The organism is Desulfacinum hydrothermale DSM 13146, assembly GCF_900176285.1.
Classification (GTDB): Bacteria; Desulfobacterota; Syntrophobacteria; order Syntrophobacterales; family DSM-9756; genus Desulfacinum; species Desulfacinum hydrothermale.
This window is the reverse complement of sequence record NZ_FWXF01000002.1, coordinates 1-20,457: the sequence shown is the minus strand read 5'-3', so window position 1 is coordinate 20,457 and position 20,457 is coordinate 1. Positions and strand designations below refer to the sequence as shown.

General features: G+C 60.8%; 16 protein-coding genes. 5 read left to right on the top strand and 11 right to left on the bottom strand.

What is annotated here, in order from left to right; genetic code table 11:
- Positions 1–8: 8 nt before the first annotated feature.
- Both hrpA and B9A12_RS02570 read left to right on the top strand, forming a co-directional pair.
- The gene (gene hrpA / locus B9A12_RS02575; protein ID WP_084055997.1) at positions 9–3,857 is read left to right on the top strand and encodes an ATP-dependent RNA helicase HrpA; all 3,849 of its coding nucleotides are present in this window, start codon (positions 9–11) and stop codon (positions 3,855–3,857) included.
- The gene (locus B9A12_RS02570) at positions 3,827–4,726 is read left to right on the top strand and encodes an NUDIX hydrolase (RefSeq protein WP_084055996.1); all 900 of its coding nucleotides are present in this window, start codon (positions 3,827–3,829) and stop codon (positions 4,724–4,726) included. The genes hrpA and B9A12_RS02570 overlap by 31 nt, the downstream gene beginning before the upstream one ends.
- 385 nt (positions 4,727–5,111) lie before the next feature.
- Here the strand turns inward: B9A12_RS02570 and B9A12_RS02565 are convergent, their stop codons facing one another.
- The 6 genes from B9A12_RS02565 to B9A12_RS02540 all read right to left on the bottom strand — a co-directional run bounded on the left by B9A12_RS02565 (position 5,112) and on the right by B9A12_RS02540 (position 11,090).
- Complete coding sequence (locus B9A12_RS02565; RefSeq protein ID WP_084055995.1) at positions 5,112–6,905, bottom strand: hypothetical protein; 1,794 nt, start codon at positions 6,903–6,905, stop codon at positions 5,112–5,114.
- Between the two features lie 7 nt (positions 6,906–6,912).
- Positions 6,913–7,662 carry a hypothetical protein gene (locus B9A12_RS02560; RefSeq protein WP_084055994.1) on the bottom strand — a complete coding sequence of 250 codons (750 nt, stop codon included), beginning with the start codon at positions 7,660–7,662 and terminating at the stop codon, positions 6,913–6,915.
- 118 nt (positions 7,663–7,780) lie between these two features.
- A complete protein-coding gene (locus tag B9A12_RS02555) occupies positions 7,781–8,872 on the bottom strand; it encodes an OmpA family protein (RefSeq protein ID WP_170920285.1) in 1,092 nt (363 codons plus the stop codon).
- A gap of 230 nt (positions 8,873–9,102) precedes the next feature.
- Positions 9,103–9,978, bottom strand: a complete 876-nt coding sequence (locus B9A12_RS02550; protein ID WP_170920284.1) for a DUF3786 domain-containing protein — start codon at positions 9,976–9,978, stop codon at positions 9,103–9,105.
- Between the two features lie 75 nt (positions 9,979–10,053).
- Positions 10,054–10,617, bottom strand: coding sequence for a (Fe-S)-binding protein (locus B9A12_RS02545; protein WP_084055991.1), 564 nt, complete (start codon positions 10,615–10,617; stop codon positions 10,054–10,056).
- Complete coding sequence (locus B9A12_RS02540; protein ID WP_084055990.1) at positions 10,614–11,090, bottom strand: DnaJ domain-containing protein; 477 nt, start codon at positions 11,088–11,090, stop codon at positions 10,614–10,616. The genes B9A12_RS02545 and B9A12_RS02540 overlap by 4 nt, the downstream gene beginning before the upstream one ends.
- 138 nt (positions 11,091–11,228) lie before the next feature.
- Between B9A12_RS02540 and B9A12_RS02535 the strand changes: the two genes are divergently transcribed.
- A complete protein-coding gene (locus tag B9A12_RS02535; protein WP_084056423.1) occupies positions 11,229–12,329 on the top strand; it encodes an alanine racemase in 1,101 nt (366 codons plus the stop codon).
- A 41-nt stretch (positions 12,330–12,370) separates the two neighbouring features.
- On the opposite strand, the gene B9A12_RS02530 is transcribed toward B9A12_RS02535, so the two are convergent.
- The 5 genes from B9A12_RS02530 to B9A12_RS02510 form a co-directional block, all read right to left on the bottom strand.
- The gene (locus B9A12_RS02530; RefSeq protein ID WP_084055989.1) at positions 12,371–13,273 is read right to left on the bottom strand and encodes a 3-methyl-2-oxobutanoate dehydrogenase subunit beta; all 903 of its coding nucleotides are present in this window, start codon (positions 13,271–13,273) and stop codon (positions 12,371–12,373) included.
- Between the two features lie 23 nt (positions 13,274–13,296).
- Positions 13,297–14,466, bottom strand: coding sequence for a pyruvate ferredoxin oxidoreductase (gene porA / locus B9A12_RS02525; RefSeq protein WP_084055988.1), 1,170 nt, complete (start codon positions 14,464–14,466; stop codon positions 13,297–13,299).
- A 56-nt stretch (positions 14,467–14,522) separates the two neighbouring features.
- Positions 14,523–16,265, bottom strand: coding sequence for an FAD-dependent oxidoreductase (locus B9A12_RS02520; RefSeq protein ID WP_084055987.1), 1,743 nt, complete (start codon positions 16,263–16,265; stop codon positions 14,523–14,525).
- A 157-nt stretch (positions 16,266–16,422) separates the two neighbouring features.
- Positions 16,423–17,001, bottom strand: a complete 579-nt coding sequence (locus B9A12_RS02515) for a 2-oxoacid:acceptor oxidoreductase subunit gamma family protein (protein WP_084055986.1) — start codon at positions 16,999–17,001, stop codon at positions 16,423–16,425.
- 31 nt (positions 17,002–17,032) lie between these two features.
- Positions 17,033–17,635: a helix-turn-helix domain-containing protein gene (locus tag B9A12_RS02510; RefSeq protein WP_084055985.1), complete on the bottom strand. Its 603-nt coding sequence runs from the start codon at positions 17,633–17,635 to the stop codon at positions 17,033–17,035.
- 614 nt (positions 17,636–18,249) lie between these two features.
- On the opposite strand from B9A12_RS02510, the gene B9A12_RS02505 reads away from it, so the two are divergent.
- Positions 18,250–18,933: a transglutaminase-like domain-containing protein gene (locus B9A12_RS02505; protein ID WP_245802328.1), complete on the top strand. Its 684-nt coding sequence runs from the start codon at positions 18,250–18,252 to the stop codon at positions 18,931–18,933.
- Positions 18,934–19,648: 715 nt separating this feature from the next.
- Positions 19,649–20,407 carry a hypothetical protein gene (locus B9A12_RS02500; RefSeq protein ID WP_084055983.1) on the top strand — a complete coding sequence of 253 codons (759 nt, stop codon included), beginning with the start codon at positions 19,649–19,651 and terminating at the stop codon, positions 20,405–20,407.
- The last annotated feature ends 50 nt before the right edge of the window (positions 20,408–20,457 follow it).

Genomic DNA, 20,457 nt, shown 5'->3' with positions numbered 1-20,457 from the left:
GCCATCCCATGAGCCGTCACGACCGTGCAGACCGACCGACCCGGCGGGGGAAGCCTTCCCGAGGCTTCCCCCGCCGTCGTCCGAAGCTCCGCCCCGAGGAGATCCCGCCGCTTCGGTATCCGGACGAACTGCCCATCAGCCAGAAAAAAGACGAGATCGTCCAGGCCATCCGAGAGAACCCCGTGGTGGTGGTGACCGGCGATACGGGCTCGGGCAAGAGCACCCAACTGCCCAAGATGTGCCTGGAAGCGGGCTGCGGTCGGCGCGGTCTCATCGGATCCACCCAACCGCGGCGGGTTGCCGCCGTGACCCTTTCCCGTCGGGTGGCCGAAGAAATGAACGTTCCGCTGGGCGGTTTCGTGGGCTACAAGATCCGCTTCCAGGAAAGAGTGTCCGCCGCCACCCGGATCAAGTTCATGACCGACGGGATCCTGCTGGCCGAAGCCCAGTCGGACAAGTTTTTCAAGGCTTACGACACTCTCATTATTGACGAAGCCCACGAGCGGAGCCTGAACATCGACTTCCTGCTGGGGCTCCTTCGCCGCGTGCTTGCCCGCCGCCGGGACCTCAAGGTGGTGATCACCTCGGCCACCATCGATCCCGAAAGCTTTTCCCGGGCCTTCCATGGGGCGCCCATCATCCACGTGTCCGGAAGGACCTATCCGGTGCGGGTCGTCTACCGGCCGGCGTCGGAAGATACGGACGGCGAAAGCACCTACGTGGATGAAGCAGTGAAGACGGTCTGCGAGATGCGCCGGGAAGGTGCCCGCGGCGACGTGCTGGTCTTCATGCCCACGGAAAGTGACATTCGGGAAACCGTGGCGCGCCTGGAGGAGCAGAGGTTTCCCCACACGGTGGTGCTTCCGCTTTTCGGACGGCTCGCCGGATCGGACCAGGAGCGGGTCTTTCGCCCCCTTTCCCAGGACAAGATCGTGGTGGCCACCAACGTGGCGGAAACGTCCGTGACCATCCCGGGCATTCGGTACGTGGTGGACACGGGCCTGGCACGTCTGGCCATGTACAATCCGCGGAGCCGCACCCAGGGGCTTCCCATCGTGCCCATTTCCCGGGCCAGTGCGGACCAGCGTAAAGGCCGCTGCGGCCGGGTGGGCCCCGGTGTGTGCCTGCGCCTCTATTCGGAAGAAGACTACCTGAACCGTGCGGAATTCACGCCTCCGGAAATCCAGCGGTCCAACCTGGCGGAGGTGATCCTCAAGATGCTGGCCGGACGGCTGGGAGACATCCGCACCTTTCCCTTCCTGGATCCCCCAGCGCCTTCCGCCGTAAAAGACGGCTACGCCGTTTTGCAGGAGCTGGGGGCCGTGGACGCCCGAAGGCATCTCACCGCCTTGGGCCGCCAGATGGCCCGCTTTCCTCTGGATCCGCGCCTTTCCCGCATGCTCATCCAGGCCCAAAAGGAAGGGGCGGTGGAGGAGATGATCGTTTTGTGCGCGGCCCTGAGCATCCAGGATCCGCGGGAACGGCCCCTGGAACAGGAAGCCCAGGCGGACCAGGCCCATGCCCGCTTTAAGGACCGAAGAAGCGACTTTCTCACCCTCCTCAACATCTGGAAGGCCTATCATCAGAAGTGGAAGGAGGCGGGATCCCAAAACCAGCTTCGAAAGTTCTGCCGGGAACATTTCTTGTCCTACCGGCGCATGCGCGAATGGGTGAACGTGGCGGAGGAAATCCGAGGCATCCTGGAAGAAGCGGTCGATCTTCACGCGCCGGCAAAGGACCGGGCTCCGGCTTCCTACGAGGCGATCCACCGGTGCGTGGTGAGCGGTTATCTGAGCCACGTGGCCATGAAAAAGGAAAAGAACATCTATCAGGGAACCAAAGGCCGCCGGCTCATGATCTTCCCCGGCTCCGCCCTGTTCAACAAGGGGGGTGAATGGATCGTGGCGGCGGAAATCGTGCAGACCAGCCGCCTGTTCGCCCGCACCACGGCCGTGATCGACCCCGCCTGGCTGGAGGATCTGGGCCGGCATCTGGTGAAGCGCCGGGCCTTTGAACCCCACTGGGAAAAGCGACGCGGGCAGGTGGTGGCCTATGAGCGGGTGACCTTGTTCGGCCTTCCCATCGTGGATCGGCGCAAGGTGGACTACGCACGATACGATCCGGAAGACGCCCGGCGCCTCTTCATCCGGTCCGCCCTGGTGGAAGGAGAGACCGTCAAGCCCTACGCATTTTTGGAACACAACCGGAAGCTCCGCCAGGAGCTGGAGCGTATGGAAGAAAAGCTCCGCCGACGGGAACTGGTGGTGGACGACGAAGCGGTTTTCGCCTTCTACGACCGGCGTCTGCCCCAGGTGGCGGACATCCGGACTTTCGAAAGGTGGCTGAAGGACCAGGGAAGCGACGCGCCGCTTCGCATGACGGAAGAAGACCTGCTGCAGGCAGCGCCCAACTGGGAGGCGCTGGAACACTTTCCCGATTCCTTTGCCGCCGGCGATGTGCGGCTGCCGTTGAGCTATGCCTTCTGCCCGGGGGAGGAGGAAGACGGGGTGACGGCCACGGTGCCCATCCACGTCTTGCCTCGGCTGGATCCGGAACCCTTTCAATGGCTGGTTCCCGGGCTCCTTGCTGATAAGATCCTCCATCTGCTCCGATCCCTTCCCAAGCACTACCGGCGCCGGATCGTTCCCATCCCGGAAACGGCCCAGCGGGTGATGCAGGAACTGATCTACGGGGAAGGTGACTTCTACGTGGCGCTCAGCGCCGCTCTGGAACGGGCCGCTGGGGTGCAGGTGCCCGTGGCGGAATGGGACCGCCGGGGCCTGCCGGAGCATCTGAAGATGCGGTTTCGTGTGGTGGATGCTCAGGAAAAGGTGATCCAGACCGGCCGGGATCTGCTGGAACTGCAGGCCACGGCCGTGGGGTCCCATCAGGACGCGGTGTGGCGAAAGGCCCGCAGGCAGTGGGAGCGTGAAGGACTCACCGCCTGGGATTTTGGAAGCCTTCCGCAGCGGATCGAGCTGGGCCGGGACGCCTTCGGCGTCATGCGCTGCGCCTACCCTGGCCTTGCCGCCGAAGGAAACACCGTGGCCGTGCGCCTCTATGCCGACCCCCAGGAAGCCATGCTGGCCACCCGGGACGGCCTGCTGGTCCTATACCAGTGGACCTTCGCCCCCGTGCTCAAAACTCTCCGCAAGGAATGGATCTTCCCCGTTCCGGCAAGAACCCGGCCGGGAATGACGCCGCTGCCGCTGGCCACCTGCACCTTCCTGGGCGATTTGAAGGAAGCCGAACGGCGCCTGCATCTCTATATCTTGAGAGAACTCTTCGACCTGCACGATCCCCAGCTGCCGGACGAAGACAAGTACCGGCGAACCGTGCGCGAACTTCCAGCACGCATTGGGCCGCGGTCCCGCGAATTGTGGCAAGAGGTGCTGGAGGTCGTCCGGGAGCGCTACCAGGTGACATCGGTGCTCCAAAAGTATCGGGAGCGAAGCCGGGGCAACCCGCCGGCGCTGGCCCGGCTGGACGCCGTGGCCCGTGAGGTGCAACAGCTGGTGCCTCCGGACTTTCTCGTTTGCTACCGCCGGGAGCAGATGGGTCGGCTTCCCCGGTACCTCAAGGGGCTCGGGATCCGCGCGGAACGGGCCTACGTGGCTCCGGAAAAGGACGTCCAGAAGTGGCGGGGGGTGGAGCCTTACCAGGCGCGCTACGAGGAGGCGCTGGCGGCCGTGGGGCCCGATACCTCTCGGGAGGTGCTCTGCTTTCTTGACGAATTCCGGTGGATGTTGGAAGAATACAAGTTGAGTCTTTTTGCGCCGGAGATCAAAACCCGATTTCCCATCTCCGCCAAGAGGTTGAAAGCCAAATGGGCCGAGCTGCCCACATTGAAAGTTTAAGTGCGCCGTCCGATCCGGGCCCCCAGGCCTGGTGGGAGGACTTGCTGGATCATCCGGAAGAGCTGCAAGTCCACATCCAGGAGCGGCTCGCTTCCATTCTGGAAGAAAGACCGCCGGGCGCTGCCGTCTGCAGCGATGCCCATGCGTCTTCCAGCGTGCTGCTCCTTTTGGGATGCGGTCTGTCGGAAACCGGGTGTCGGCAGGAAGGGTGCATCATCCTCAACCGCCGCTCGCGGCTGGTGCGGCAGGCGGGCGACCTGTGCTGCCCGGGAGGCGCGGTGGAAAAGGGCCTGGACTCGGTGCTGGGGCGCCTGTTCACGCTCCGGCCCTTCGCTTTGGGCCAATGGCCATACTGGAAAAGCCTGAAAAAGCGCTGCCCCGGGAAGGCTCATCTCACCGCCGTGCATCTGGCCACCTGCCTACGGGAAAGCTGGGAGGAGATGCGCCTGAATCCCTTCAAGGTGCGCTTTCTGGGACCCCTGCCACCCGAGCGACTGCGGCTCTTTACCAAGGTGATCCATCCACTGGTGGGCTGGATCGAAGGAACGCATCGCTTCGTTCCCAACAGGGAAGTGGAGCGTATTGTGTCGATCCCGCTCAGGAAATTGCTGGATCCCGAAAACTACTACCGCTACCGCCTCTACGTGGATCCGGACGTGGCGGGCCACGTCGATCCCACTCCCCGGGACTTCAGCTGCTTTCTCCACCAGGACGGCGCCAAGGTGGAAGTGCTCTGGGGAGCCACCTTCCGCATCGTGACCCTCTTTCTGGAAAGGGTCTTCGACTTTTCTCCGCCCGATGTGTCCCAGCGACCCTTCGTGCCGGGTCTTCTCAACCACACCTATCTGAACGGCACACGCACCCGGTAGGCCCCGACGCGGTCTTCACCGGTCCAGCTCCGCAGCTCGATCTCCAGGAAAGAGACCTGGTGAAAACTGACCCCCGCGGGCCCTTGTGACCCTGATCATGACAGGAACCGTTGCCGCCGTGGTCTTTCCCGGATTAACGATCGGAGCTTTTGGCTTTCCGAAGGACCGCTGTGAACAAAGGATGGAGTAGATAATCCTTTTTAGAGGAGTCCCTCTAGAGAGCGTTCTATGTGGTGAGTCGCTGGGCCGATTGATCTCGGCCGGAGTCCGCGGCTCAACTCGATCCCGGATGGGAGAATCATCCGTGGTGCCGTTCTACCGAGGTTTCGCTCCAAACGCCAATCCGGGGTGTCCTGGGACGACAGTCTGCCGTGGATGCTGCACATCAATCGACGGGTACCAGCTGCCACCCCGCGGGAGTAATGGCCACTCTTGCCTTAAGATGAAAGGGGCCTGAATATTTAACGGGAATAGGGTAGCGGATCCGGACGATACCGTCGGTAAACGTTCCATCCATTCTGCTACCGTAATTGTTTCGAGCAAAACGCGGTGACCGGCCCTTCAGTGAGGCTGGCGGCTGGGCCATCCATCCCCACGCCCAGCCGTCCAATTGGATGATCTTATTTGCAAATTGCCCTGGGTTTCTTTCGATCTTTTCCAGTAAAGAGGAGTGAGGTTCCCCATGGTCCGGTTCTGGTGCGGCCATGGAAGCGGCATTGGCATAGACGTAAAGGTGATCGAAGTCGGAAACGATCAGCGTATTTCCCGCCATGGCGGCATCGACCACCGTGGATCCCTTCGGGCAAATGTCCTGCTGTGCCCGCAAAGTGTCGGAGGCGATGATGCGTAGGCAGAGCCGCTGTCTTCGCAGATAATTTTGCTTGTAGGTTACCATCCCTTTTCCGGGAACAAACGCCACGATAAAACGATCGTCAGGAGTAAGAAAGAAAAGGCCGGCTCTGCTCCGGCTTTCACCTGTGCTCATGGTCGATCTGGCACGTTCGGTATCGAAACGGGTCAAAATGCGCCCTTCAAGATAAAAGACGTAGCGGTCATTGCGGGTGAAGCGTGCTTGCCCAAGGGACAGCAGCGTTCTCCCAAGCCGGGGCTTGATCGTGCCCAAACGCTTTTTGGCCTTGAAATCCCATAGCTCGCCGATTCCAGTGAATACCCATGGATGCCGGTGGGCAAAAGCCAGGACGTGGCTGTTGGTTGTGAGCTTGAGGAGCGTCTGGCCTGTTAGGATATCGCACAGATCAAACATCCCCTGGGTGTAGAAGGCGACAATCGGTTCGGTGGGAGCTGGTATAAAGTTTGGATAACGCACTTTCTTGCCAAAAATCAGCCCCGATCCTGATGCCGTCAGCCGGAAGTGGTGCTTGGTCACCTGCCGATTCTTCAGGTGGATAAATCTCACCTCTCGTTTGCTCAAGTCATTCATATCCGCGTAGCAATCAAATGCCAGCATGTTGGCCCCTGGCACGAACGCCACCCGCTCGGCCAGATTGGCGAAGATCCAGGAGTAGGTTCGGGTTTTTGATCTCAGATCGATGAGCGAAATTTCCCCAAGTGGATGCAAACGGCCGTTTTCATCCTCAAAGCTCATATCGGTCAAGACGGCAGCCATCCAGCCGCTTGGCGAGATATCTATGGACACTACCGGAGCGTTCATCCCCAGAGGTACCTTGGCGACCCCGCCCCAAGGATCGACCATGATCACCCCGGTTTCGCCCACGCTGCCTACCGGATCCCGCGTGGCCTCAGCGTGGGCCTTGGCATAGGACAAAGACCCTTTCATAAGAAAGGGTACAGCCTCTTTAATGAGCGAAGACGGGGTCAAGGACCTGACCCATGGTGGCGCTTCTTTTCTTACATCTTGACCACTCTGTTCTCCAGCGTCGCGCATTGCCTTTTCAAAATTGCCCCAGTTCCCGTACCCATTCCTCACGGCTTCATCTATGATCGCATGGATCCGTCTCTTTTCCTCATCGATCTCTTGGGCAGTGGGGGTGATCTTGCTCATATACCCAAAGAGAGCGCATTCCTTGGACGTGGCCGCCGGCGTGAAATAAAAAGCTCCAGGCTCTTTATGGGAGGCAAAAAGCTCAAAAACGTTCGCCCGGCAAAGCGAAGGAATTAGCAGGAGGCCTGCAGTTACGAAAAAAAGGGTCTTTTTCATTGGATGTTTACCTCTTTGCCGGACCTCGCAACGGACTTGCCGGAAATACAATGGGCTGAGCCTCGGCTGCCATCTTCCTTGAGATTTTGGCTCTTGCACCGGAGAATCCAAAGTCCATAAGCGGGGCGGCGCCCGTGGTACCATCCGAATGTTTGACTTTTATCCAGCCAAACGGAACATCCGGGCTACAGTACAGCTTGGCCCCGTTTTCTTGCGATCTTATGACCGTTGCCTTCACTTTCTTACCCGACGCCAGGACGAAGGTGGTCTCTCGTATCTCCGGGACTTCATCACAGTTCGGGGGACTGAGGATCGTGCCCTCTTCAAGGATCGTACTCCAACGATTTCCACTCATTCTCATGTAGGTCTCCAAAATGCGCTTGGAGATGTAAGATGCCCGGTGTCCCATCAGGATATAGGCTTCCATGGGCTCCAGGGTCCAAAAACGAAGAGTTTCCCCTTGATATGGAATGTCTTTGGGTGTGAGTTGGTACCAGATCTGTCCTGTGGGGCCGCCGGTGAACTCAATCACATGAAGCTTCATGCCCGTTCTCGGTGAAACCTGCTGCCCCAAGTAAACAGCCTTGATATTGGACGCGTATTGTGCCCATGCGCCGGGAGGAAGTTGTCTGAAACTCTTGGCCACTATCTGGTTCTGGAGAGCCCACAACCTGCGAGCTACTTCCAAGCAATGGTCGGCTGAGTACGCGGGAGTCAGGAAAAAAAGGATGATGAACAGGACAACGCCTTTTTTCATGGTCAACCCCCTGCCATGGACCAGTTCTGATGGCGGCCCAGCTCGTGGGGCGTCTTGGCCACACGGATTCCATGGGACAAAGAAGAGCTTTCTGTCCTCAATGGACTTCAACCGCTGGTTACTTCAGAAGTTTTATCTCGACTCGTCGGTTCTTGGCCCGGCCGGCCTCCGTCTTGTTATCCGCGATGGGCTCCGCCTCCCCCTTTCCTTCGATTTGGAATTTGTCCGCATCGATTTTTTCGCAGTACATCAGGAAGTCGGCTACCGATTGTGCTCGCTGCAAGGAGAGTCTCAGATTGTAGGCTTCGCTTCCGGTATCGTCAGTGTAGCCCGTAACGAGAATGATCCGGAAGGGGTTTTCCCGAATGACGTCTGCCACGACACTCAGTGCCTCCTTCGCCTCCGGCTTGAGAGTGAATTTGTTGAGATCAAAAAGGACCCGTTCGGGTACCGTCAGCTTCATGCCCTTTTCAGTTTTTTCGACGCCGATGCCAATTTTTTCAGGCGTGGGTTTTGACTCCTTATGCGTATATTGGGCCGCTTTCCAGTTGCTCAGCAACATTCCGTAAGCATTAGTATCTTCTACAAACATGAACTCAAACCCACTGATATGCTCATTGGGTGTCAATTTGTCGAAGGGCACAGAAACAGTCCTCTTTCCATCGACATAAATTCGAAATTGGCCTCTTCTTACCTGAATAGCGATATGGGTTTTCTTCTTGTGAGCCGCTTTGATTCGGGTTACCTCGCCGATGCCTTCCAGTTTGACTGCACAAGTATTGTAAAATCCCTGGATTTCCACGTCATATGGCACCTTGGCCTTGTCCCAGGCTGGGCCGCGACTCTCCAGAAGGCGCAGGATGAACTTGGGCCCGATGGCACCGCCAATATCTTGGTATTCAAGCAAATCAAAATCGATGGAGAAATTGTCACGGCCCAAATCCACCTTTTTGTATAAGCGCATGTCATTGTCGGTACTGGGCGCCACCCAAATCTGATCTTCGTACTTGACGCACTCTACCGCGCCTGTGATCTTTTCAAATCCGGAGGGTATCTCTCCTACAGGACATTGGCTGAAGTCATCCTGAGCAAGGATCTGATCGCCGGGCTCAAAGGTAGCGTATTTTGTTTTTCCGGTCACAAGGTCTCCGGCAAATGCCATGTTGTAAACAAAAAGAAGCGTGTAGATGAGAGTCAGAAGCGCCTTCATGTTCTTCCTCCATCTCCGTAAAGGATTCCCTACTGATGTTGCGATCCCATTTCCCTCAGTTGCGGCTCCGAGAGGCATACATTACAGTTATAATTAAGAGACGTTCAACGAGTCAACTGTATAGGTATGGAAGGATGAGTAGATCTGGATGCTTTTGGGGGTAGGCGACGGTTTTTGCGTTGGGCCCGGTGCGGCTGGCCATAATCCTGCGAGAGCCTACTACCCCAGAACTACTCGCCGTCGAGGGCGGCGGCGCGGAGCTGACGGCAAAAGAGGTTTGCCAGGGCCCAGATGGTGTCCAGGGATTCCAGTTGGCGGGAGATGGAGGGGTCGAAGCGCAGGCCGAGGGACGCCTGGAACTCGTCGTCTCCCGCCCAAAAGACCGCTTGGATGGGAATGCGGGGAAGCACCCAGAATCGGTAGGCCGCATCGCCCGCATCCACGGGCGTCCCGCCCATGATCTCGGCCGCCTCGCAGAAGCGGTCCAGGTCGTGGTCCAGGCTTCGCAGGACCCAGGGCAGGGGAAAGGCGTGGGGGCCCGCGAAGAATTGCAGGCCTCCCGGGATCTCTTTTTCGCTGATCCATCGGCCTTCCAGGGGCTCCGGCCGGGCTTCCAGAAGATAGTGCAGAACAACCAGGCCGGTCTGAAAGTCCAATTTGCTGGAAGGAAGCTCTTCCAGCACGGACAGGGTTTCGTCCTGGGGGCGGCAGGCATAGGCGCCGTTCAAAAAGGGGATCCGGTAGGCGTTCCGGTCCTCCATCCACTGGACCTGGGCGCGACGGCACACCTCCTTCGGGTCCTCCTTTTTCAGACGCTCCCACAGGAGTGGGTCCAGCTTCTCCAGGCTCTGGTAGGGGCCTCGGGATTGGAAGGTCTCCAGCAGGGGGGCGATCACGGCTCGGGCGCGCGTGATCTCTTGGGCCGGGACCAGGATTTGCCCCCAGCCACGCTGCGGCACGAAAAGACCGTCGTAGGCGGTCTCTTCGAAGGAGCGCAGCAGGACCGGAATGCCTTCCTTTTCCAGCGCGTCACTGAGAAGATCCGCTTCGAAACGGTTGGCCAAAGTGTGGCAGAGCATCCAGCGCTTCGGGTTTTCTGTGGCCATGGAGCAACCTCCGTAATCCCTCATCGGCGGGCCGTGGTGTGGGCGTCGGGGCGCTTGCCGTTTGGGGTGAGCGTTTCATGCTTCGGCGGGAAAGCCCTGTGCCGCCAGTTCTTCCATAAAGGCGAGGGTCTCCGGGGCTTCCCGGGGGACTTCCGGACAGGCGCCGAAAGGGACCTGGCGGCGGAAGACCCGGGCCGCGAAGGCCATGCAGGTGAGGTCCCCGCAGGCGCCGCAGTTGGTTTTGGGTAGCCGGCGGTAGATGTCCATGACGGTGAGCGATACCTGCCGGCGCTCCACCGGTTGGATGGCGTCCTTTCGCCGTTTCACATCCCGGATCCGTGCCATGTACCTTTCGCACCAGCTTTCAGCGTCTTCCAGACCCGTCACGTCGGTGATGGTGATTCGATCGCCGTAGATGGCCACGATGTGGCCCTCGTCCATGAGGTTGATGACCCCGGTTCCGTGCGCGTAAGAACAAGCGGGAAGAACCGCCGCCAGATAAGGAAGCAGCTCGTCGATGGATTGGTGCAGGCCCATGACCACGTTGTAATGGTCCGACTGGGGCATGCACTCGATGTTGACCAGCTGAAAGGTGTAGTCTTCCCGCTCATGGATCCCACCCAGGCATGTTTCACTCATACTCGTCCGTCCTTTCTTTGCTTGGCAAGGGTGTTGTAAGCCCACTGGATCTCCTTAAATTTCTTGTGGGCCAATTGCTGGAATTCCTCGCCCAGGTGACTCACCTTGTCCGGGTGATACCGGTTGGCCATGGAATGGTAGGCCTTTCTAATGGTGTCCCAATCCGCATCCGGGGTCACTCCCAGGATGTCATGGGGGTCCGGGGGCCCGGAAGACGATGGCCGCGAAGTGCCCGTTCCTTGCGATCGGGAATCTCCAGCCGATCCGCTCTGCCCACTGGAAGCGCCTGCGCCCGATCGGGATCGGGTGGTGCGTTCCCACGGAGCGCCCTTTCTGAAAAAGAGGTAGTAAACGGCTGCCAGCAGGAGGAGATCGTCGGTCCAGCCGGGTCCGATGAAGGTATCGGGGAACAGATCCGTCGGCACGATGAGGTACAAGAGCCAGGCGATCAGGGGCCAATAGCGTCCCAACATGGTGGTCTCCGCGAACCGTAAACCGTGATCTGCGAACCGGAACCCGCGCGCCGACAAAAGGGTTCACGTCGGCGGCCATTCATTGTAGCCTAGGAGCCCTTGGAAGAAAATGCCCGCAACGGAAGACGAGGGAAGCCCATGGTGAAGCTGGACCGGATCCAACGACCGGAACTGATCCTGGACGAAGCCAAGGTGCGCCGAAACATCGAGGCCATGGCCCAAAAGGCTGAAAAATGCGGGGTGCGGTTCCGCCCCCATTTCAAGACGCACCAATCCCGGGAGATCGGGCGCTGGTTTCGGGAGGTGGGGGTGACGGCCATCACCGTATCGTCTCTCACCATGGCCCGCTACTTTGCCGACGACGGATGGGACGACGTCACGGTGGCCTTCCCCGTGAACCTGCGGGAAATGGCCGCCATCGACGACCTGGCGAGCCGCATCCGGCTCCATCTCCTGGCGGTCCACCCGGAAACGGTGGAGGCGCTCGAGCGGGATCTTCGCCACCCCGTGGGCCTCTTCATCAAGGTGGATTGTGGCTATCATCGAACGGGGGTACTGCCGGAAGATACGGCCACCTGGGAACGGTTCGTGGAAGTGCTGCAAGGAAGCCGGCAAGTGGCCTTTCGGGGGATCCTGACCCATGCGGGCCACAGCTACAAGGCCCGTGGGGCGGATGAGATCGTGGCCGTGCACCGACAGGCCCTCAAGGCCATGGCCCGGGCCAAAGAGGTGCTGGCCTCTCTCTATCCGGACCTGCAGGTTTCCGTGGGCGACACACCTTCCTGTTCGGTGGCGGAAGACTTTCCCGGCGTGGATGAGATCCGCCCCGGGGCCTTCGTCTTCTACGACCTCATGCAGCACCGTATAGGCGCCTGCGCCATGGAAGACGTGGCCATGGTGGCCGCCTGCCCGGTGGTGGCCCGTCATCCGCAGCGCCGGGAGCTGGTCCTGTACGGAGGCGCCGTGCATCTATCCAAGGATGGAGTGGAAGGGCCCGACGGCGCTCCCGTCTACGGCTGGGTGTCGGCCTGGGGAGAAGACGGCTGGGAGCTGCCCACGGGCTGCTGTCGGGTGATCGCCCTTTCCCAGGAACACGGCATCGTTCGAGTGTGTCCGGAACATTGGGATCGTTTCCGGGTGGGGGACCTGGCGGCCGTCACGCCCGTCCATTGCTGCCTCACGGCCAACCTGCTGGGCGCCTATCGCACCCTGGACGGGCGGGTGATCACCAGGCTATAGACGCACCCGATCCCACCCGTCCGGGGTCCCCCATCCCAGCATCAGGCCACGGTGCCGGCGGCGCTCATGGCAACGCCCGCCTTTCGAAGCAGGAGCTCCCAGTCCTCGTTGACCATCTCCTGGATCTGCTCCAGGTCGTCGTCGGTCAGGTGCTTGAAGCGGCCCTGCAGCTTGAAGTATTCCCGCACCAGGTAGCCTTTGGGCATGTAGTTGATGGTGTAGCGCACTCCGTTTTCCACCTCGTAGAGCGGGAAGATGTTGGTCTGCACCGCCATACGGGCAATCTTGATGGACATCTCGGAAGGAATGCGCCAGCCCGTGGGACAGGACGCGTAGATGTGCAGGAACCGGGATCCCTTGATGCTCTTGGCCTTTTGGACCTTGCGAACCAGATCCTCGGGAAAGGCGATGCTGGCCGTGGCCGCATAGGGGATGCGGTGGGCCACCAGCGCTTCCACAATGTTCTTCTTTCGGAGCCGCTTCCATTCCTGGCCGGGCGTGGTGGTGGTCCAGGCGCCGTAGGGTGTGGAGGAACTGCGCTGGACGCCCGTATTCATGTAGGCTTCGTTGTCGTAGCACACATAGATGAAGTCTTCGTTCCGCTCCACGGCACCGCTCAGGGCCTGAAAGCCGATGTCGAAGGTGCCTCCGTCCCCGGCCCAGGTCACCACAGTGGTTTCGGTGTCGCCCTTGGTGTCCAGAGCGGCTCGGAGACCGCTGGCCACGGCGCCGCCCGTCTCAAAGGCCGTATGCAACACGGGCACCTTCAGGGTGGACTGGGGGTAAGGGCCGGCGATGATGGACCAACAGCAGGCGGGGATCACCATCATGGTCTTTTCCCCCAGCGCCTTCAAAAGAAAGCGCATGGCAATGGCCGCGCCGCAGCCCGGGCAGCCCACGTGCCCGGAACACATGTAGTCTCGATCCAAAACGTTCAGTTCCATGGCTTCACCTCGTTGCGGCCGCCTCAGGCGGCGGGAGCCGGTTGATGGAGCCCGATCCAGATGCTTTCCGCCTCCGGATGGGCGCTGGTCTTGGTCCTCCAGTAAATGTCTTCAATGACATCGGTGGTCACGTCCCGACCGCCCAGCCCCGCCACGTACCCGAAGACCAGGGGGCGTCGCGCCAGGTTGCACAGGGCCGACCGAATCTCCTGGGCGAAGATGCCGCCGGCTCCGAAGGAAAAATTGCGATCGATCACGGCCAGCTTCTTGGCATGGGCCGTGTGGATTCGCAGGGCTTCGAAGGGGAAGGGCCGAAAGGCCTTCATCTTGACAAGCCCCACCTTTTCTCCCTTTTCCCGCAGCTGGCGGAGCACCAGGCGGCTGGTGCTGGTTATGGTGCCCGATGTCACCAAGATAATATCGGCATCGTCACAGTGCACGGCCTCCACGGCCCCGTAGCGCCGGCCGAAGAGCCTTTCGTAGTCGTCCTCGATGGCGTCCAGCACGTCCAAGGCCGATTCCATGGCGTCCTGCATGCTGCGGCGCATCTCCATGTAGGCGTTGGGCGGCGCCAGCTGGTTGAAGGCCGCCGGGTTTTCCGTATCCAGGCAGAAGGCGGGCTGGAATGGGGGCAGGAAACGGTCCGCCTCCTCCGGCTCCGGAATGTCCACGGGCTCATAGGTGTGGGACAGGAAAAAGGCGTCCAGCACCACCATGACCGGCAGATGGACCGTTTCCGCCAGGCGGAAGGCCTGGAGAGTGGTGTCCAGGGCTTCCTGAGCGTCTTCGCAGTAGAGCTGGATCCAGCCCGTGTCCCGCTGCGCCAGGCTGTCGGTCTGTTCCGTCCAAATGTTCCATCCGGGTGCCAGCGCGCGGTTGACTTCCGCCATGACGATGGGCAGTCGGGCTCCGGCCGCCCAGTGGAGCAGTTCGTGCATGAGCGCCAGTCCCTGGGATGAGGTGGCCGTAAAGGTACGCACCCCTGCCGAGGCGGCCCCGATGAGGGCGGCCATGGCCGAATGTTCGCTTTCCACCCTCAAAAATCGGGCGTTCAGGGTGCCGTCGGAACAGTATTCGGAAAGCAATTCCACGATATGTGTCTGGGGCGTGATCGGATAGGCCGAAATCACGTCCACGCGAGCCAGCCGCACCGCTTCCGATACGGCATGACTTCCTTCCACCACCTTTTTCATCTTCGTCCTCCTGTGGATCCCGTCGCCTCTTCAACGGCCGTCTTGGCGATCCATCCTCATTCCAAGGCCATGGCGTTGCGGGGGCATTCCACCACGCACACACCGCATCCCTTGCAGTAATCGTAGTCGATGCGGCGCCCTTGGGGATTGTCGTCCCGGCACACGGCCAGGTCGGGGCAGAAGAGCCGGCAATTGTCGCACTGGTTGCAGACGCCGCAGTTGAAGCAGCGTTCCGCCTCCCGGATGGCCAGGGCAGCGGAGATCTTGAGATCGATTTCGGAAAAGTCTCGGACCCGCTCTTCCTTGAGAAGGCGCGGCTGGGCCAGGCGCGGCGCGTAGAGAAAATAGTCCGTGTTGATCTCCTGAAACACCACCACGTGGGGGTTGCGCCGGCACCGGTCCCCTCCCAGGTACATCTCCATGGAAAGGGACGGTCCCGGTCCCACCCGGCATTGGGAGATCCGGGATTCCACGGCGTCCCAGCCCTGCTGGCAGTAGGTGTCCAGGGCCATGGCGGCTTCCTTGCCGGAAGCCACGGCGTGCGTGACGGACTTTTCCAAGGCCGCCAGATCCCCGCCGTAGACCACCAGCGGCCCGCCATGAAGCTCAACCAGGGCGGTGTTGGCCAGCCGAAGCGTCCGTGCATCCCCTTCGGGGGGCTGCATCCAGGATTCTTCCGGTGCGTTTCCGATGGCCTTGAAGACCTTGGAGACCACCAATTCCTGGGTTTGACCCGCCGCGGGCCGGACCTGGGCGCGCGGCCCCTCTTGGGAGGCCACTGCCATCCTTTGAAGCACCAGGCGGTAGCCGTCCGGGTGGGGCGTGATCTCCAGGGGCGTCCACAGCTCCATGAGTTCCACCCCTTCCTCCAGGGCCATGGCGATTTCGTGTTCGAAAGCGGGCATATCCTGGCGCCGTCGTCGGTAGACGATCACAGGCTTCGCTCCAAGCCGCAAGGCACATCGGGATACGTCCACGGCCGTGTTGCCGCCTCCGAGGACGGCCACCCGGCCCGAAAGGTCCGGGAGATTGCCCGCGCGAACCTGTTCCAGGAACGGCAACCCTTCCGCCACTCCGTCCAGATCTTCCCCCGGGATGCCTAGATCCACGTTGCGATGGTGGCCGCAGCCGATGAAAACCGCCTGGTAGCGGTCGCGCGCTTGGCGCAGGAAATCGGCGGACACCCGGTGGTTGCAGTGGATCTCCACGCCCAAGGAACGGATCCGATCGATTTCCCATTCCAGGACGTGGACCGGGAGCCGATAGGGCGGGATACCCCAGCGCAGGACCCCTCCCGGCTCGCCCATGGATTCGAAGACGTCGCACGTGTAGCCCAGCCGTGCCAGGAAGTAGGCGGCTGCCAGACCGCTGGGGCCGGAGCCCACCACGGCGATGCGCGGGCCCTGAACGGGACGGCGTGCGATGTCCGCCTGCAGGTCGTATCGCATGGCGGTGTCGGCCACAAAGCGTTCCAGGGTGTGGATGGCGATGGGATCGTCGAATTCCCCTCGATTGCAAGCCCGTTCGCACGGATGAAAGCAGACTCGGCCGCACACGGCCGGAAAGGGATTCTCCTGAAGGATGGTTTCCCAGGCCTCCTTAAAGAGCCCTTGGGCCACCAGCATTTCCACCCGGGCAATGTCTTCTCCGGCGGGGCAGGCGGCGCTGCACGGCGCCGTCTTTTCGTCGTAGCGAGGCTTCAAGAATCGCCAGGACCCCGTCTTGTTGGATTCGGTGGTCGTGGAAGACCGTGGTATGAGCGGTGGGGAAACGGTTTGGGAGATCGCTTGCTGTGTCATGGATAACCTCGTTTGCCGTGATCCGTAACTGGTCAGGTGCGGGGCCCGATGCGTTGGGGAAATCCCCCAATCCCTTCGGAAAGAGAGCGAAGGCGGCGGTGGCTCTGGCCTCCTGCACTTCCTCGCTCCCGGCTCCTCACACCTGGATGGCAACACCTCACGCGCTGGCCGCCTCGGCCACGGGGCCCAGCAGCACCACGCTTTCGTAGGCCTCGCGGGCGGCCGCCATGTTGGCGTCCGGTTTGGTTGGGACCTCCTCCCGGATCGCTTCCGTGACGGTCTCCAAGGGTGGTTCGCCCAAAACGCGGGCGAAGGCGCCCATCATGGCCGTGTTCACAATGGGATGGGTGCGGGTGCCCAGCCGATGTGCGATGGCGATTCGGGTGGCGTCCACGTGGGCCAGCTTGTAAGTGGCGAAAGCCCGCAGGTCGGTGGGAGGTTCCGGTGCGTTGATGAGGATCCAGCCTCCAGGCTTGAGCCCCCGTGTGATGTCCACTCCTTCCAGCAGCGTGGGGTCCAGCACCACCACATGGTCCGGGGTGTAAACGTTGGTGCGCATGAGGATCTTGGTCTTGTCCAGACGTAGATAGGCTTCCACCGGAGCGCCGCGCCGTTCCACCCCAAACAGCGGAAAGCTTTGGACATAATATCCCGCCTGGAAAAAGGCCTTGGCCATGAGGATGGAGGCCACCACGGTCCCCTGGCCGCCTCGTCCGTGAAATCTCACCTCGATCATGATCTGTGTCCTCTCCTTGTGGAACCCCTACTTAGGGCCTGCTCCAGACCACTACCACCGCCTTGGCCGGTGCGTCCCCGATGCACCGGAAGCTATGGCTGATATCCGAATCGAAATAAATGCTGTCGCCGGGTTCCAGGACCTCCACTCGATCCACCGTGCGAAACTCCAGGCGCCCTTCCATGAGGTACAAGAACTCCTCGCCTTCGTGGCTCACGAAGACCATCTCCGCGGTGTCCATGACAGGAAACTCTACCAGAAAAGGCTCCATGTGCTTTTCCGGCTTCTTGTTTTCCAGTGTCTCGTAGATGTAGGTCACTTCGCCTTCCCGGTGATGAGGACGTCGCTCCAGCCGGGTGCGCTCGCTCTTTCGCGTGATGGAAATCTTCTGGCCGGTGAGCTCGTCCTGGAAAAAGTAGGCCAATCCCACGTTAAAGGCCTTGGCCAGCTTGAGTAGGGTGGCCACCGGGGGCACCACCATCTCGGCCTCGATCTGATCCAACAGCTCCTTTTCAAGGCCTGTCTTGGCCGCCAGGTCCTGGACCGTGTATCGAAATTTCTGGCGAAGATCGCGGACCTTGGCGCCCAGGTTCAGCGCTTGAACTTCTCGGCTCACATCGTCGGTGTGCTGCATGGGCTAACCTCCTTCGCGATGGGTGGCATCAGGCCGCCTTGGGGCAAGGCGAACCGGGTTGAAACGAACGGTGCGGGGAAAGCTCCGTCCAGGGGGTTCCTGTGGAGGCTCTGCGGTCGTTCGGCATGCGGCACGGGCTGAGAGGGGAGGAGAGCGACACGGAATCGCGTGAACGGTCACGGTGAGCTGTCCGTGCCCGGACATCTTAGCGCGCCGGCGGTTTGGTTAAAACAAAAAATGTTTTGCTGTGTCAATGACTCCGGCCGCCTTCCGATGCTAACACCGGAAGAACGGTATGAAAAGGCATGGGAGGACGGGTTTGCGGGAGCGCTCCGAAAGGAACGCAAGGGCGGGGCCGGATCCCGGCCCTTAACCTTTCAGATTCCGTATGGTTCACGCATAGATGCCAGGATGCCGAGCTTTTCCAGCGGTTTCGCTGGGCCCGGAAACGTAACGGCCGTCACCCATTGGCTGCAGTTGGTTCGGGTCTTGGATCGTGCTAAAACGCAATGCAGTTTGAGTCCCATGGGTTGTTGGTCAAATCGGCTGCTGGTTTTCCAAAATGGTGGGGCGGGAAGCGGGTGGCCGAGAATCCTGAAGCGATGGAGCAGACGATGGATGAGTATCTTGCGCCGACGGGCATACTGGACTGGGAGCATCCGCGGGTGCTTGATTTTGCACGGGAAGCGGTGGGCGGTGCCGTGGATCCCGTGGAAAAGGCCGTACGGCTCTACCGCGCCGTGCGGGATCGGATCTGGTACGATCCCTATTCGCCCTTTTATCTACCCGAACACTACCGGGCCAGTGAAGTGATCCGACGGGGCCGGAGCTTTTGTATTCCCAAGGCGGCCCTTCTTTGTGCGCTGGCCAGGTCTCAGGGCATTCCCGCCCGCATCGGTTTCGCCACCGTGAAAAACCATCTGGCCACCCGCCAGCTGCTGGACTACCTGGGATCCAATGTCTTCGTCTATCACGGCTATACGGCTCTTTTCCTGGAGGGCCGCTGGGTCAAGGCCACTCCCGCTTTCAATAGGGAGCTGTGCCTACGGCACGGCACGGATCCTCTGGAATTCGATGGTCGAAGTGATTCCCTGCTGCATCCCTACAACAAGGACCGGGAAAAGTTCATGGAATACCTGGCCTATCACGGAGAGTACGCCGATGTGCCCGTGCAGGCCATTGTGGAGGCGTGGCGGGAGGCCTACGGATCGCAGAGGATTCAGGGCTGGATCCAGGAGCTGGAAAGGGGCGGGGAATCTTCCGGTCGGCTCTTCGAAAAAGAAGACGTGGTCTCCTGAAGTCCCTACCCGGTGGATTGCCCGCTTTTTTTACCGTTGCCCTGTTGCAGGTCCTTCAGAGTGCGAAAGAGCCGCCTGCCCGGCAAGTGCCCAAAAGGAAGGACCGTACGTTTTCTCCCAGAACGCCGTGGTTACAGCCGTCTTCCAGAGCGGTGAAGCAGCCGATCTGGAGTCCAGATCACCTTGCGAAACGACATCCGGGCGGGCCCCGAAAGAGGTGTTTCGCTACGTAAGGCGTCTCGCCGCTTTCATTGTCCATGTGTCCTTCAAGGGATTGGGCGGGGATTCGGGCTGTGGGATCGTGCCGTCATGGGTTGGAGCTGTGCCGTGGGGCCGGCTCCAGAAGCCTTTGCGACAATGGCCTTTCCGCCTTTCGGGAGATTTCCAATTGCTTGAAATTCCACTGTGCCCAGGGGCTCTTTGGGAGCCTTGTAGGGCTGGGTTTGCAACCTGCCCCTATCTCCCGCAAGACAAGGTACGTGGCGCGGGCGCGTCGGGTGCCCAACTCCCAGAAGGGGTGGATGTTTTTTCGGGCAAACACGACCCGCAGGAAACGCCTTGTCAAATGGCCGGGTCCCCCCTGGGCTACGGTGAAGAGCCCAGGGGTGAGAAAAAAAGGGGGGGCGGGCGAAACATGACTTGGTCCGACGGGCAAAAGACACTATAAGCACAGGGCTCGGCGTACAAGCGATGCAACGAACCGAAGGAGACGAAGATGGAAAAATCAGAAAAATTGGCGGGCCTGACGCTGTTGGACCCCTGGGACTGGCCGGAGGATACCCCGGAGCTCCTCGTGGATGCGCTGACTGACAAGAGCGCAGATCGCGAGAGCCGGCTCATGGCCTGCGAAATGGCCGGGGACCTGGTGGTCATGAGTGACGACATGGCGGAGAGGCTTCTGGGTGTGGCGACGGACGAGACGGACGACGAGGAGGTTCGCGGCATGGCCGCCGTGGCGCTGGGAGCCGCCTTGGAGTATGTGGACGTGGAAGGCTTCGAGGAGCCGGAAGCGTCTCCGATCAGCGAGGCCCTGTTCGACAAGATCCAGGAGACGCTGCACCGGCTTTACCTGGATCCCAAGCTGCCCAAGCTGGTGCGGCGCCGCGTGTTGGAAGCCTCGGTGCGTGCTCCCCAGGACTGGCACGAGGAGGAGGTGGCGTCCGCCTACGCCTCCAAGGATCCGGACTGGCGCCTGACGGCGGTTTTTTGCATGCGGTGGGTGAGCGGATTCCACAAGCAGATCCTGGAGGCCCTGAGATCCGACGATGACAACCTTCGCTATGAAGCACTGAACGCCGCCGGCATGTGGGGTCTGTCCGAGGCGGCTCCGGTCATCGAAATGATCCTTCACCGCTGGAAGGACAAAGATCTGTCCGTGGTGGCGGCCGCCGTGGATGCCGCGCCGTTCGTGATGCGGGACGAGGCGGCCGATCTGCTGCAACCCATCCGTGACGAGTGTGGGGAGGCAGATTAGATGAGAAAATTAGGAAAGTGGTCTGGACATCGAAATGTGAAGCGATCTCG